Below are 14,412 nucleotides of genomic sequence, written 5' to 3'. Positions count from 1 at the left end.
AAAATGTTCTTTAAAGTTATTTTCGTCAACTTTAAAGAACATTTTTTATAATTTATAATTTTATTCTACTAAACTTTGCGTCTTCACAAAATGTCTATATTTTTCATGGTTTTTAATAAGTTCTCCATGAGTTCCTTTACCTGTCACTTCTCCGTTATCTAAAAAGATAATTTGATCAGCTTTTTTAATAGTTGCAAGTCTATGTGCTATTACGACAGTAGTACGGTCTTTCATTAACTCATTTAAAGCCTGTTGAATATAGTACTCACTTTCACTATCTAAATTAGCTGTCGCTTCATCTAGTAACAAGATGTCTGGATTTTTAATAAAACTTCTCGCAATATCAATTCTCTGTCTTTGACCACCTGATAATTTTGTACCTCTTTCCCCAATTTCAGTTTCAAATCCTTGAGGAAATTTCATAATAAAATCATAACAGTTGGCCATTTTTGTGTTATGAATTAAAGTTTCATCACTTACAGTCTCATTTATACCATATGTTAAATTATCTCTAATTGTTCCTGACATCATTGCGTTAGATTGCATAACGTATCCAATTTTTTGTCTCCAAAATCTTAAAGGTATATCTTCAATTAATTCATTACCATATTTGATAACACCTTTATCTACAGGATAAAATCGTTCTAACAAGCTAAATAATGTACTTTTACCTGATCCAGAAGGACCTACAATTGCTGTTACTTCTCCTGAACGAATTGTTAAGGATAAATCTTTTATAACTTCTTCATCTTTCTCATAGCTAAATGTAACATTTTCAAATAATATGTCATTTTTTTCATGAGGTAAATAATTGTTTTCATCGCCTATTGGCTCTGTCGGTTCTTGATAAATTTCATATATTCTTTCGCTCGCTCCTACTGCTTTCTTATAGTCTGTTATAAACATGGAAAAGTTTAATATAGGAGCTGATAATTGAATAACATAGAATATCATAGCTACTAATGTACCAGCTGTGATTGCACCACTTGAAACTCGGATTCCACCAAATCCTAATATAATAGCCACCGTTAACATCATAATAATTCCTGATAACGGTGATATAATAGCTCTTATTTTAGCTTCTTTTAATCCTAATTTATAGATATCTAATAATGTTGTTTTTGTCTTTTCTAACTCTTTTTCCTCAGAGGTAGTAACTTTTACTAATCTCATTTCTGTGAGCACTCTGCCCAACAAACCACTAAAATTCGCAATTTCTGTTTGTGTCGCTTTAGAAATCTTACCCATACTTTTTCCAAGAGGAATCATAATAGCGATAAATAATGGCAATATGATAAATGTTATAAGTGTCATTTGCCAATCTAAAATAAACAACATAGCTACAGAACCAATCAACGTTAACAGTGAAGGTAAAACACTTGGCGCTTTTTCTGAAATGAATAAATTGATGACATTTGTATCGTCAGTAATTCTACTCATGAGTTGACCACTTTCATTTTTATCAAAAAATCTCATGTTCAGTTTTATTAAATGTCTCCACAATTTTTCTCGTATTGAATAAATCGTTTTCTCACCGATTTTACTCAATAAGTATGTACCAAAACCACTTAAAATAGCATTAGCTAGAAAAATAACTATAAATAACCAAACCATTCTTAAATCTAAATTTTCAGCATTGAATGTATCTACTAATTGTCCCGTAAATAATGGAACTAACAATCCACTCAAACTGCCTAAAATAGATAGAATCATGGCGGTAACGACCATTTTCTTTGGCCAGTCTACTTTTTTCAGTAAATAAAACAACGAATTCTCTGTCTTCATTTTAAAACCTCATTATCTCAATTTATTATCTCATCATCATTTTACAATATTTCCCTATATTAATCTCTCATAATAGCTTTAAATTTACAATATTTTAATATACAATTGTAATTTTTTTCTAGGGAGAATTATAAAAATATGTTAAAATGATGTAGTTATTTTAAAAAAAGAATAAAGAGGTTTTATTAATGAAAAAATGTTTATTATTATTTTTCTCATTGGTTTTAATTAATATTACTTTGAACCAAAATGCTTATGCAGCTGATAATGAAAAGTCACCTACACAAGTAGCTAATGAATACGGGTATAACTTAGGCGAAATATATCAACCCGAGGGGGCTATTAACTACAGCTCAAAAACTGGTCAAATTATGTATGAGTATCAAATAGATAAAAAATGGTATCCGGCAAGTATGTCTAAACTTATGACTTTATATTTAACTGAAAAAGCAATTAAAAGTGGAAAGTTAAAAGAAGATGATACAGTTAAAATGACTGACGAAGAATACCGATTATCTACTTTACCTGAATTAAGTAATACTAAATTATACCCAGGTGATGTTTATACAATTTCAGAATTAATGCAAATTACAATATCTAATTCTTCAAATGCTGGCGCTATGATTTTAGGTAGAGAAACAATGAAAGCTGAAAATATTGGCTCTGCTAAAAAAATCGAAGATAAAGATAAAGATTCAAATAATAATACTGCCTCAAAACAACAGAAAAAAGATTTAGACTCTGATTTTATAGACTATATGAATGAAACTGCTAAAGAATTAGGAATGGAACATACTCAGTTTTATAATTCTAACGGCGCTGCCAATAATTTATTACTGGAATATAAAGCAAAGAGATATCAATCTGATGAAGAGAATTACTCTACTTCTAGAGATTTTGCTATATTAACGCAGCATCTTGTAAACGATTATCCAGGCATTCTGGAATACACTAAAAAAGTAGCACCTACAATACATTACGTTACATACTACACATATAACCATTCTCTTGAAGGTGCTGATATGTCTTTAGAAGGAACGGATGGATTAAAGACAGGATCAAGCGACATTGCCGATTACAATCACAGTCTTTCAACTAAGAGAGATGGACTAAGAGTAAACCAAATTTTATTTGGTGCAGGCGATTATAATACTGTCGGCGGTGAAAAAGAACGTAATATGATGGGGAACAGTTTAATGGAGAAAACTTTCGACGAATATGAATGGAAAAAAGTTCTTTCCAAAGGTGTTCATAAAATTAATGATAAAAAATATTACATTACTGAAGATTTATACGATGTCGTTAAAAAAGGTGTAGATTACGAAGTAGTTGTAGAAAATGGTAAAGCACATATAGATTATGATCGTTCATATATAAACGATAATTATGGCCCACCTACAGTCAAATTAGAATCACCATCAAAACATAAATTTAACCAGACAAAAGATAAAGTCACAAGTCCAGATAATAGACCTATCCTTATGACAGCATCTATCATACTTGCTATCGGCTTAATATTATTATTAACTTGGTTGATTGCGCGTAAGAAAAATACAAAATAACATTAAGTCTTAAGTCCGACAACAAAAACGTCACTTTAGTGTAGAATAGTATTAGACTATTAAACACGAGGTGACGTTTTTTTGACTCGATTTTTACCGAACTTTTTATCAGAACCAATTAATATATCATTAATAACTATTACATTAATTGCCTTAATATATGTTTTTGTACATCATAGAAGACAACACCCAATATTGAGTATGATTGATATAATACTAGGTTATTTTCCGATTTTAATACATGAAATGGGTCATGTTATTGCCAACAAGTTGTCCGGTGGTAAACCTAAAGATCTAGTCGTAGTTTGGCGTAGAAAAGAACGAATGGAGACTGGTCGTCAAGGTTATGCTATTACAGGATCTAAATCTGGATGGAATCAATTCATCACTACATTATTTGGTTATATTATGCCACCTTTAATGTTAATAATAGGTGTTTGGATGAAGCACCATACATTCGGACCAATTTTCTTAATTTTATTATTAATCATGTTCTTATTTTATGTCACATTAACTTCAAGAAAATTTCTACCAAGTATTATATTATTAGTTATCGCAGTTGCACTTTATGAAGTTATTTCTGCTCCAAACATCCATGATTTTGCTCAAATTACAACTTATATTTACCACATAGCATTAGGTACGCTATTAGGTGAAGTTGCCCAATCTACAATAACCATCTTTTTATTAACATTTTCAAGACAGCGCCCTGAATGGGATGGTAGTCAACTTAGACAAATCACAAAAATACCTACTCTATTCTTTAGTATACTTTGGATTGTTATTAACATATATGCTGTTATGTATACATTTAATGCGTTATGGCCTTAAAAAACTTAGAGAACTATAATATCGAGTTAAGAAACGACCAATCTAGATTTCTCTTATAAAATAAAAATGGGAGTAGGACTAGGGTTGGAAAAAGCTTGATATAAGCGCATCTTTAATCCAGTCAGCTACTGCCATTATAAGAAAAGAGGCTGAGACATGTATTTATGTCCTAGCCTCTTTTTATTTTATCCTTCTTTAGTTCCGAATATATATGAAGCATTTGTTTCGCTAATCATAATCGTCTTACCATTTAAACTTAATTCTATTAATTGATTAAGTTCATCTTTCTTAGTGATTTCAACGATATCACCTATTAGTAATTCTTCATTACTTAAATAGTCTAATAGATTAACATAGTCCATAACACGTTTGATTTTTATTTTATCGCCTACTTCAAATGTACTAAGTGGCGTATTATAAATCTCTTCGATTTGATTTTCTCTCGGTATAATTCCACCGTGTGGACATGTTTTAGGATAATCCATCAATTTATCTATTTTCTCAATGAAGTGTTCAGAAACTCTATGTTCTAAAATTTCCGCTTCTTCATGTACTTGATCCCATGTGTATTCTAATTCCTCTATTAAAAATCGTTCTATCAGTCTATGACGCTTAATAATATTTGCAGTATGATTTAAACCTTTTTGAGTTAATTTAACACCTTTATATGGACGTATATCCACATAATCCTCTTTCTTTAAACGTAACATCATCTCACTAACAGATGAGGGTTTTATATTTAAATCTTGTGCTAAATTTTTATTAGATACATAATCTGTCGTCCCGTTTAAACCAAATATTGCTTTTAAATAATCTTCTTGTTCTTCAGTCAACATTTGTTCTGACCTCACTTTTTTTAGCATATTTTTATTGTACCACGATTTATTTTTCCTTGCTATCTCTTGACTTTAACATAATTTACAGTTATATTAAAAACATAGTTTAGGTTACCCTAAACTTATTTTCGGAGAAAGGTGATAACATGTTACAGGTTAAGAATTTGAATTTATCATTAGGACATCAGCACATATTGCATGATATTAACTTAACAATTGAATCATCGGGAGAGTTAATTGGTATCATGGGACCCAATGGTGCGGGTAAATCATCATTGCTTAAATCTATTCTTGGTGAATTCAAAGCAACTGGTGAAGCATTATGGAATGATAAGCCAGTTAAACAACAGCTGACGGAACTAACTTATATTCCGCAGAGAAATTCATTAGACTTGGATTTCCCTATTACTGTGAAAGACAGTTTAATTACTGGCTATTATCAAACTTCAGGTTGGTTCAGACCTATGAAGAAAGAAGCTTATATTAAAAGAGATGAATTATTAAATGAACTTCAGTTAACTAATTTAAAAGATAAAATGCTAAATGAGTTAAGTGGTGGTCAATTACAACGTGTTCTTTTAGCGAAAGCATTAATGAAAGAGAGTGACTTTCTATGCCTCGATGAACCGTTTGTTGGTATTGACTTCAAAAGTGAAGAAATCATGATAAATCTGCTGCGACAATTAAAATCAGAAGGTAAACTGATTCTAGTTGTTCATCATGATATTCAAAAAGCTAAAGAATATTTTGATAGAATAATCCTCCTCAATCGATCATTAAAATTCTTTGGCTCTGCTAACGAAGCATTATCTGACGAAAACATAAAAGAGGTATTTTTAAAGGATGGCGTTGTATTATGATGAATGAATTTATTTCATCACTCGTAAATTATAATTTTTTAAGTAGAGCTTTGATTACTTCAATCATAGTCGGAATCGTTTGTGGTATTGTAGGTAGCTTGATTATATTAAGAGGTCTTTCATTAATGGGAGATGCAATGAGCCATGCTGTATTACCTGGTGTAGCGCTCAGTTACTTATTTAACATACCAATGTTTGTAGGTGCTCTTTTTACAGGTATGCTGACAAGTTTTTTAATTGGTTTTATTTCACAAAACTCTAAAACAAAAAATGATGCCGCAATAGGTATTACTTTCACAGCATTCTTTTCGATAGGTATTATTTTAATTAGTCAAATCAACTCCTCTACAGATTTGTATCATATTCTATTCGGAAATATATTAGCAGTAACAAAAAGTGCATTTTATACCACAAGTATTGTGAGCATTATTGTAATTTTATGTGTTGTGATTTTCTATAAACCACTGCACTTGTCTACTTTTGATCCAATTGCAGCTAAAATGAGTGGTCTAAATACAAGATTAATTCATTACTTTGTCATGATGTTATTGGCATTAGTAACAGTAGCAAGTTTACAGACTGTCGGTATTATCTTAGTAGTAGCGTTGCTTATAACACCTAGTTCTACTGCTTTCCTTATTACTAAGTCATTAAAAACTATGATGATTGTTGCAAGTACATTGAGTGCAATAAGTGCAGCCTGTGGCATGTATATTAGTTACCTATATAATTTGCCAAGTGGAGCTTGTATAGTCCTAGTAAGTTGTGCATTTTATATACTAGTATTTACTATACATAAACTTAAAAATAAAATTCAATTTAATTAGGAGGCATCTATGAAAAAATTATTATTACCTTTAATAGCAATTATTTTAGTTTTGGCTGGTTGTAATCAATCTAACTCTAAAGACGATTCAAAACTAAAAATTGTTACGACGAATTCAATACTTGGTGATATGACTAAAGAGGTTACTAAAGGTAACGCTGAAATTACTAGCGTAGTGCCAATCGGTCAAGACCCCCACGAATATGAAATTAAACCTAAAGATGTTAAAGCTATTACAGATGCTGACATTATTATCTATAACGGCTTTAACTTAGAAAGCGGTAATGGTTGGTTTGAAAAAGCATTAGAACAAGCAAATAAAAAAATCACTGACAAAAATGTTATTCAAGCTACTGAAGATGTAAAACCAATATACTTAAAAGGTGGCGAGGGAGATGAAAAGAAAATTGACCCTCATGCTTGGTTAAGTATTAAAAATGGTATTCAATACGTTAACACTATCGAGAAACATCTTAGTAAATTAGATAATGAACATAAAGATGATTATAAAGCTAACGCTGATAAATACACTGAAAAACTTGATAAATTAGACGATGAAATGTCGAAAGCATTTAACGACATTGATAAGAAAAAACGTGCATTTATTACAAGTGAAGGTGCATTTAAATACTTTGCAAAAGCTTATGACATTACTCCTGGTTACATTTGGGAGATAAACACAGAAAAACAAGGTACACCTGACCAAATGAAACAAGCAGTAAACTTTGTACGTGATCATAATCTTAAAGCATTAACAGTAGAAACAAGTGTAGATAAGAAAAGTATGCAGACTCTAGCTGAAGAAACAAACCTAAAAATTCAAGGTGAAGTCTATACAGATTCAATCGGTACTAAAGATTCCGACGGTAATTCTTACTACAATATGATGGAACACAATGTCAAAGTGATCCATGACACAATGAAATAATAACCCCTCCTCCTCATGTATATAATAAACGAAAACGAGTGTGAGACATTGATTATGTCTTACACTCGTTTTGCTAATTCTTAAATCTACTATTTTTCTTATGTTTATTGCTATTATAGCAACTCCTAAGCCATATTCCACTTTAGGATTTCCTCGTGATGATATACGAAAGTGATTTATTTTCAGGTCTGAACCAGAAGAAAAGTTAATTCGTAAGTTTAGTCATTACATAATCCAATAGAGGTGTGTGTAGTTGGATTAATGTGTTAATAAATCCAACAAAGGTGCGTCTAATTGGATTAATGAAGCAGAAAATCCAATAAAGGTATGTCTAATTGGATTAATGAAATAGAAAATCCAACAAAGGTGCGTCTAATTGGATTAATGAAGCAGAAAATCCAATAAAGGTATGTCTAATTGGATTAATGAAGCAGAAAATCCAATAAAGGTGCGTCTAATTGGATTAGTGAAATAGAAAATCCAATAAAGGTATGTCTAATTGGATTAGTGAAATAGAAAATCCAACAAAGGTGCGTCTAATTGGATTAATGAAGCAGAAAATCCAATAAAGGTATGTCTAATTGGATTATTGTAGTAGAAAATCCAATAAAGAGCGTCTAATTGGATTTAAGTAGTAGTATATCCAACAATAATATCAACTCTTGCTTTTATTGATCAATTTCATCCAAAACGATCTAGGGATTTACGTCCCTAGCTCGTTTTTTTATATTAGCAGCGGTTGACTCGATCGAACCATACACTAGACAAGCATGCACGAACAAAATTCTAAATCACATAAAAATAACATCTGATTTCTAACTGAATAAATCATTGAAATCAGATGTTATTTATTTTGAATTGATATTTATGTTCCAGCTGTTTTATTTTAAAGTTGGGTCGTCTTTTTTCATAACTTGCTTATATTTACTGAATGTTTCTTTATCATTTTTAGAGAAAGCTTCGTTCATAATTCTTCTTTTCTCTGCTCTTCTTCGTCTATCTTTTTTAGATTCTTTTCGGTCATATCTAAAGTTCAACGAAGTTCCTTTTTTTGTAAATTCTTTCATAAACATATATGAACCAGAATTATATGCCGCTCGTATAATCATATGACCAGCAACTGGCGATGTTAAATATAAAAATAGTATAGTTAATAAAGTACGAACACTAAAGTAATCTTTCGTTACTAAGAAATAAAAAAATACACCCGTTAAACAAAGTAAAACAGATAATGTAGAGCTTTTTGTAGCAGCATGACTTCTTAGAAAGGAATCTCTAAATCTCACAATACCTATCGAACTAATTAAAGCAGTTATAGAACCTAATAATATTGATATAGCTGCAATTAAACTAACGATCTCGCTTAGATTCAAAGACACGACCCCCTTCAATGAAACGAGAAATTCCAACTGTACTTAAGAAGGCTAAAATAGCAATAATTAAACTCGCTTCTAAATAACTGAAGGTGTCATAAACAATGCTCAATATACCTACTGTAGAAACTAAGATTGCACCCATAGCATCAAATGCTATAACTCTATCAGCAGTTGTAGGGCCAATAATTGTTCTAAATAGAACAATTACAATAGATATACCATATATAACTAATGCCGTTTTTATGATAAACATGATAGCTATTTCCATTATTTAAGCACCTCCCAGATTAATTTCTCATACTTCTTAATTTGCTTTGTTAAAATCTTTTTCTCTCTTTCAGAAACATCAATCGCATGTATAAAGAATCGTTGTCCATCTGGTGATAACCTTAATACGACTGATCCCGGTGTTAACATGATTAATAACGTTAATAATGTTATAGCCCAATCTTGTTTTAATGTTGTTTCATAAGTAACAAGCCCTGGATTCAATTTATTTGTTTTAAATAAAATATAATTAATTGTTGTAATACTGGATGTCACAAGCTGATAGTTATAAACACAAATAAATTTAAAAATAACCCATACTTTTTTCATATAAAAAACATGTCCGAAAAATCTATGCATTAAGTAAACGATGAACATACCAATCAAGTAACCTGAAATAAATGTCGATAAATGAAATGTATCTTCGTCTTGAAATAAAGTCCACAAGAAGGCAATTAAAATATTTAATAATAGTTGTGCCATTATTATTTAGCCTCCACTTCTACATTTGGAATAACTTCTTTAAAATATTCAAGCTCATTCATGTTAAACTGAGCTGCCATTTCAGAAATATTTAATACATATTGAGAAGCAATACCTAATATTATTGTTGTTACTGTTAATATTATCATTGCATATAATTTATTCTTAACAAAAACAACTTTACCAACTTGAGGTACACTTTCTCTGCCGAAATACATTACTAAAAATACGCGTAATAAACTATACATTGCAATGATACTTGAAATAATCATCACGATAACGCCAAATGTATAACCATTTTCAAGTGCGCCTTTAATAATTAATAATTTCCCAGGAAATCCACTGAGTGGTGGTACGCCTCCAATTGATAGTATCGTAATAAAGAATATGACACCTAAACTTGGATAATGTTTAATTAAACCACCAAATTGGTCATAATATCTTGTACCTGTTAATAATACAAAAGTACCTATGATTAAGAATAATAAAGTTTTGATGATCATATCATGTCCGACATAGAATATAGCACCGGTAATCCCTGCTAAATTGTTTGCGCTCAATCCTAATACTGCAAATCCAATAGATAGTATCACTTGGTACGCTGCTATTTTCTTAATATCTTTAAATCCAAGAACACCTATTGATCCAATAATCATTGTAAGTATCGCCATAATGTAAAGTAAGAAATGTGTTACTTCTGGCTTTTGATCAAACATAAGTACCATCACACGAATAAGTGCGTATACACCTACTTTAGTCATTAAACTCGCAAATAAAGCAGCTAATTCTGTATTCAATGCTGCATATGCTTTCGGAAGCCACATAAATACGACAAGCGCTGCTTTACCTCCAAATACAAATATCATGATAATTGCGACTAAAGTAGTCGTGGTAGGTTGGTTACTTTCACTAATTCTCATTGCAATATGACCGAAGTTTAAAGTACCTAACGTACCGTATATATAAGCAACGCCCATTAAGAAGAACCAAGAGCTCACAACGTTAATCACGACGTAAATGATACTTGCTCTTAACTGTTCTATTGATTGACCTAATGTTAATAATACAAATGAAGCTAATAACATTATTTCAAACATTACATATAAGTTGAATATATCAGCAGTTAGAAAACTACCATTAACCCCACTTAATAAGAACAATATAAATGATGGTAAAAAGTAGCGGTTAGCTAACCTTTCTCTCTTACCAAAACCAAAGTATATAATCACTGTGACAACAAAGCAGGAAATAGTAGTGAATAATAAGCTGAGCTCATCACCAACAAACTGAATCCCAAATGGTGGTTGCCAGTCTCCGAAGTTGATAACAAGTGCTTTATTCATACTGACATCGACTAATAACCAACCACTTACAATCGTCGTAAGTGCTAGAAAAGTGATGGCGATACGTCTTGTTAACGCTAATCGTTCTTTAAAGAAGAACAATATTAAACCAATAAATAGTGGTACGAGTAATGGTATAAGTATTAAATTATTCATCTACGTCTTCATCCTCACCGCGTAACGCCTCTATTCTGTTGACTTTCGTCAATTTAAATGTTCTATACACTAAAACAAGTAAAAATGCTGTTATCGCAAATCCAATAACAATTGCTGTTAAAATTAATGCTTGAGGTAAAGGATCGACATAGTCTTTTCCTTCACCATTTATGAGTGGTACATTTCGACCACCAAATTCGCTCATTGATAAAATCATTAAGTTAGCTACGTGTGTATAAATAGCTGTACCGATAACAATACGAATTAAGTTTTTAGATAAAATCATATACGTTCCAACGAAAGTAAGTACACCAATGATAATGACTAATATTAAATTCAACTGTTATCACCACTTATCGCAAGCATGATTGTTACAATGGATCCTACTACTGTAAGTAATATCCCGAGTTCAAATAATGTTACGCTTGAAAGATGAATTTCACCTAATAGTGGGAACGTAATATATCCATCTTCGTGTGTTAACATTGGATGTCCAAAGAACATTGGTATAATCGCTGTGCTCATTGACACTAGACACCCTATAATTGTAACTGCTCTAAAATCTATCGGTAATGATTGAACAACTGTCTCAACATCAAATGCTAAGAACATTAAGATAAACGCAGAACTAAAGACTAATCCACCAATAAATCCACCACCAGGATTATCGTGTCCCGCAAGGAATATATAAAAGCCGAATGTCAGAATGATAAATATTGCGATTTTTGATATGGTTTCTAATACTACATCATTTTCTTTCATCAGGCTCATCCTTTCTTATCTTAAATTTAACGAGTGTATAAATACCTAGTCCGGCAATCAATATAACGATTCCTTCTAACATTGTATCTAACGCTCTAAAGTCTCCTAAAATACCATTTACGATATTTTTAACACCTGCTAATTCATCAGCGTTATCATAATAATAAGAAATTTTATCGAATAGATTATCTTGTTGCATCATGATAACAAAAATTACGACAAATACCGCCATTAAGAGTGCGATTGCTAATTTAACGATTTCTGCTAGAACATTTGGTTTATCTTTCTGCACGTTTGGCAAATGGAAAAATACTAATAAAAATAAGACTGTCGTAATAGTTTCAATAACCAATTGCGTTAAAGCTAAATCAGGTGCTTTCATAAATATGAAAACAACAGCAATCGAATAACCGATTACACCATTTAAAATAGTCATTGTCATTCTTTCTCTAATAAACATTAATGCTGTCGCTGTAATCACAATGTTAATCAATATAATAATCTCGAATGTTGAAGCTTCTGTAATATGGTAATACGCAATATCGTAAATACCGACATGATATATGCCATATGCCATAAGTACGAAAAATATTACATAAATGATGTGTAAATATTGGTTTAATCTATTATTCATTACAATTTGAATTAAATATGCGCTTACCCGATCCAGTAAAGTCATACCTTTATTATAAATTGTATTGATTTCTATATTTTTTGATACTTTGCTATAAATAAATGTCCAATTTGGCCATATTACTAATAATGTACCTATTAAATATATTCCTATAGTTAAAAACAATTCAGTTGTAAATCCATGCCACGCTTGAATATGAGGTATATATTCCATTACTTTATCCGATTGGAATATATCACGTAACGCTGGACCTATTAAATATTTTCCTAATACATTTGGAATAAAGAAAAATAACGGTACAAATATTACAATTAAAACAGGCGCTATAAGAAGTCCCCCGCCATCATGACGTGGTACTTTAGGCAATTGTTTTTCTTTCATTTCCCCAAAGAATGGCTCTTTTATTAACTTTAAACAATAAACAAAAGTAAAAATACTACCTATAAATCCTGCTGCTATCATCACAAAAGACATCGTTTGATTGAAAATATCCACTTGTCCTGTCTCTACCAGACTAGTGAAGAACTTTTCTTTACTCAAAAAACCATTAAATAATGGAACACCTGCCATAGATAAAGCAGAGATTGACATTACAATTGCTGTAATAGGCATTACTTTTCTTAACCCGCCCAATTTATTAACATCTCTTGTTCCTGTTTCATGGTCTATAATACCTACTCCCATGAACAGTACACTTTTGAAAATAGCGTGGTTAATTAAATGAAATAAAGCTGCAAATAAAGCTGCAATAAATATTTCATGTCCCGCTTCAAACCTTTGATTTAAAGCTAACAAGCCTAAACCAATCATAGACATAATCATACCTAATTGACTGATTGTAGAATATGCTAATAAAGCTTTTAAATCTTTTTTACTTACTGCAAAGAAAGATCCTACTAACATTGTAACTAACCCGACTGTTACAACTGTATACACGACCCATTCACTTTGACCAATAATAGGTGTAAATCTAAGTAATAAATACAAACCAGCTTTAACCATAGTAGCTGAGTGTAAGTAAGCACTAACAGGCGTTGGCGCTTCCATAGCATCTGGCAACCATATATGAAATGGAAATTGTGCTGATTTTGTAAACGCACCGAGTAAGATTAAAATGACTGCAAGTACAAACCATGGTGATTGAAACACTTCATCAATCATACCGACTTGTTCAGTAATTGTATTCGTACCCGTAATGCTATATAACAATATCAACCCTACGAGCATAGCCATACCACCAAAAACGGTAATCAAGAAAGATTTAAGTGCCCCTTCTTGGCTTCTTTCTCTTTGATACCAATATGCAATGAGTAAGAAAGAAGATATACTCGTTAATTCCCAAAATGAATATAGCAAAATTGTATTATTAGAAAGTACAACACCTAACATTGCCAACATAAACATTAGCAAGTACGTGTAAAATCTTGGGAGATTATCTTTTTCATGAGAAAGATAATAAATAGCGTAAAGGAATACACCTGCGCCAATGAGTGAAATAAGAAGTGCAAAAATTAAAGATAAACCATCTAATCTCAAATCTAAATTAAAATCAATTATAGGTATCCACTCTTTAAAAAAAGAAACAGTATGCCCACTCGATATGTATTTAATTTGACTCAAAAAATAAATGGAACTTATTAGCGGCGCGATTAAACTTATCCAACCAGCAAAGCGGCTAAATTTAGTATTCATAGTCATAAGGACAATAGCCATTACAACTAAGATGGTGAAGAACAACCATATTAAAGCCATACACGAACTCC

General features: G+C 31.2%; 14 protein-coding genes. 5 read left to right on the top strand and 9 right to left on the bottom strand.

The features are described from left to right. Positions 1–60: 60 nt before the first annotated feature. Entirely contained in the window at positions 61–1,785 is a 1,725-nt protein-coding gene (locus LQ615_RS06585) for an ABC transporter ATP-binding protein (RefSeq protein WP_135032576.1), read from the bottom strand. Between the two features lie 188 nt (positions 1,786–1,973). On the opposite strand from LQ615_RS06585, the gene pbp4 reads away from it, so the two are divergent. Beyond that, positions 1,974–3,347, top strand: a complete 1,374-nt coding sequence (gene pbp4 / locus LQ615_RS06580) for a penicillin-binding protein PBP4 (RefSeq protein ID WP_239704062.1) — start codon at positions 1,974–1,976, stop codon at positions 3,345–3,347. 81 nt (positions 3,348–3,428) lie between these two features. Then, on the top strand, positions 3,429–4,178 hold the full coding sequence (locus tag LQ615_RS06575) for a M50 family metallopeptidase (RefSeq protein WP_064211655.1): 750 nt from the start codon (positions 3,429–3,431) through the stop codon (positions 4,176–4,178). A 185-nt stretch (positions 4,179–4,363) separates the two neighbouring features. On the opposite strand, the gene LQ615_RS06570 is transcribed toward LQ615_RS06575, so the two are convergent. After that, a complete protein-coding gene (locus tag LQ615_RS06570) occupies positions 4,364–5,014 on the bottom strand; it encodes a metal-dependent transcriptional regulator (protein ID WP_064211718.1) in 651 nt (216 codons plus the stop codon). 146 nt (positions 5,015–5,160) lie between these two features. Between LQ615_RS06570 and LQ615_RS06565 the strand changes: the two genes are divergently transcribed. The 3 genes from LQ615_RS06565 to mntC are packed head-to-tail and all read left to right on the top strand — an operon-like array spanning position 5,161 to position 7,628. Next, positions 5,161–5,874 carry a metal ABC transporter ATP-binding protein gene (locus LQ615_RS06565; RefSeq protein ID WP_017001212.1) on the top strand — a complete coding sequence of 238 codons (714 nt, stop codon included), beginning with the start codon at positions 5,161–5,163 and terminating at the stop codon, positions 5,872–5,874. Beyond that, positions 5,874–6,701 (top strand): metal ABC transporter permease, encoded by an 828-nt coding sequence (locus tag LQ615_RS06560; RefSeq protein WP_026023754.1) that lies wholly within the window; start codon positions 5,874–5,876, stop codon positions 6,699–6,701. Before LQ615_RS06565 ends, LQ615_RS06560 begins: the two co-directional genes overlap by 1 nt. Before the next feature lie 9 nt (positions 6,702–6,710). Then, positions 6,711–7,628 carry a manganese ABC transporter substrate-binding lipoprotein MntC gene (gene mntC, locus LQ615_RS06555; RefSeq protein ID WP_239704061.1) on the top strand — a complete coding sequence of 306 codons (918 nt, stop codon included), beginning with the start codon at positions 6,711–6,713 and terminating at the stop codon, positions 7,626–7,628. 881 nt (positions 7,629–8,509) lie between these two features. Here mntC and LQ615_RS06550 read toward each other — a convergent pair. The 7 genes from LQ615_RS06550 to LQ615_RS06520 are packed head-to-tail and all read right to left on the bottom strand — an operon-like array spanning position 8,510 to position 14,401. Continuing rightward, positions 8,510–9,001 (bottom strand): Na+/H+ antiporter subunit G, encoded by a 492-nt coding sequence (locus LQ615_RS06550; RefSeq protein WP_064211717.1) that lies wholly within the window; start codon positions 8,999–9,001, stop codon positions 8,510–8,512. Further along, complete coding sequence (locus LQ615_RS06545) at positions 8,979–9,272, bottom strand: Na(+)/H(+) antiporter subunit F1 (protein ID WP_017000804.1); 294 nt, start codon at positions 9,270–9,272, stop codon at positions 8,979–8,981. The genes LQ615_RS06550 and LQ615_RS06545 overlap by 23 nt, the downstream gene beginning before the upstream one ends. Then, a complete protein-coding gene (locus LQ615_RS06540) occupies positions 9,272–9,754 on the bottom strand; it encodes a Na+/H+ antiporter subunit E (protein WP_017000805.1) in 483 nt (160 codons plus the stop codon). The genes LQ615_RS06545 and LQ615_RS06540 overlap by 1 nt, the downstream gene beginning before the upstream one ends. Positions 9,755–9,756: 2 nt before the next feature. Continuing rightward, positions 9,757–11,253: a Na+/H+ antiporter subunit D gene (locus tag LQ615_RS06535; RefSeq protein WP_064205227.1), complete on the bottom strand. Its 1,497-nt coding sequence runs from the start codon at positions 11,251–11,253 to the stop codon at positions 9,757–9,759. Next, positions 11,246–11,593: a Na(+)/H(+) antiporter subunit C gene (locus LQ615_RS06530; RefSeq protein WP_017000807.1), complete on the bottom strand. Its 348-nt coding sequence runs from the start codon at positions 11,591–11,593 to the stop codon at positions 11,246–11,248. The genes LQ615_RS06535 and LQ615_RS06530 overlap by 8 nt, the downstream gene beginning before the upstream one ends. Beyond that, positions 11,590–12,015, bottom strand: coding sequence for a monovalent cation/H+ antiporter subunit B (locus LQ615_RS06525; protein ID WP_017000808.1), 426 nt, complete (start codon positions 12,013–12,015; stop codon positions 11,590–11,592). Before LQ615_RS06525 ends, LQ615_RS06530 begins: the two co-directional genes overlap by 4 nt. Beyond that, entirely contained in the window at positions 12,002–14,401 is a 2,400-nt protein-coding gene (locus tag LQ615_RS06520) for a DUF4040 family protein (protein ID WP_239704060.1), read from the bottom strand. Before LQ615_RS06520 ends, LQ615_RS06525 begins: the two co-directional genes overlap by 14 nt. Positions 14,402–14,412 lie beyond the last annotated feature (11 nt).

The organism is Mammaliicoccus sp. C-M13 (genome assembly GCF_022386845.1).
In the GTDB taxonomy this organism is placed as follows: Bacteria; Bacillota; Bacilli; order Staphylococcales; family Staphylococcaceae; genus Mammaliicoccus; species Mammaliicoccus lentus.
Note: the sequence above shows the minus strand (reverse complement) of the source record. Positions and strands in the feature narration are given on the sequence as shown.

What these genes read in the sequence shown, in the direction of transcription:
- LQ615_RS06585 (WP_135032576.1), bottom strand. Translation starts at nt 1,785, where the DNA reads ATGAAGACAGAGAATTCGTTGTTTTATTTACTGAAAAAAGTAGACTGG.
- LQ615_RS06545 (WP_017000804.1), bottom strand. Translation starts at nt 9,272, where the DNA reads ATGGAAATAGCTATCATGTTTATCATAAAAACGGCATTAGTTATATAT.
- LQ615_RS06565 (WP_017001212.1), top strand. Translation starts at nt 5,161, where the DNA reads ATGTTACAGGTTAAGAATTTGAATTTATCATTAGGACATCAGCACATA.
- LQ615_RS06540 (WP_017000805.1), bottom strand. Translation starts at nt 9,754, where the DNA reads ATGGCACAACTATTATTAAATATTTTAATTGCCTTCTTGTGGACTTTA.
- LQ615_RS06560 (WP_026023754.1), top strand. Translation starts at nt 5,874, where the DNA reads ATGAATGAATTTATTTCATCACTCGTAAATTATAATTTTTTAAGTAGA.
- LQ615_RS06535 (WP_064205227.1), bottom strand. Translation starts at nt 11,253, where the DNA reads ATGAATAATTTAATACTTATACCATTACTCGTACCACTATTTATTGGT.
- mntC (WP_239704061.1), top strand. Translation starts at nt 6,711, where the DNA reads ATGAAAAAATTATTATTACCTTTAATAGCAATTATTTTAGTTTTGGCT.
- pbp4 (WP_239704062.1), top strand. Translation starts at nt 1,974, where the DNA reads ATGAAAAAATGTTTATTATTATTTTTCTCATTGGTTTTAATTAATATT.
- LQ615_RS06525 (WP_017000808.1), bottom strand. Translation starts at nt 12,015, where the DNA reads ATGAAAGAAAATGATGTAGTATTAGAAACCATATCAAAAATCGCAATA.
- LQ615_RS06520 (WP_239704060.1), bottom strand. Translation starts at nt 14,401, where the DNA reads ATGGCTTTAATATGGTTGTTCTTCACCATCTTAGTTGTAATGGCTATT.
- LQ615_RS06570 (WP_064211718.1), bottom strand. Translation starts at nt 5,014, where the DNA reads ATGTTGACTGAAGAACAAGAAGATTATTTAAAAGCAATATTTGGTTTA.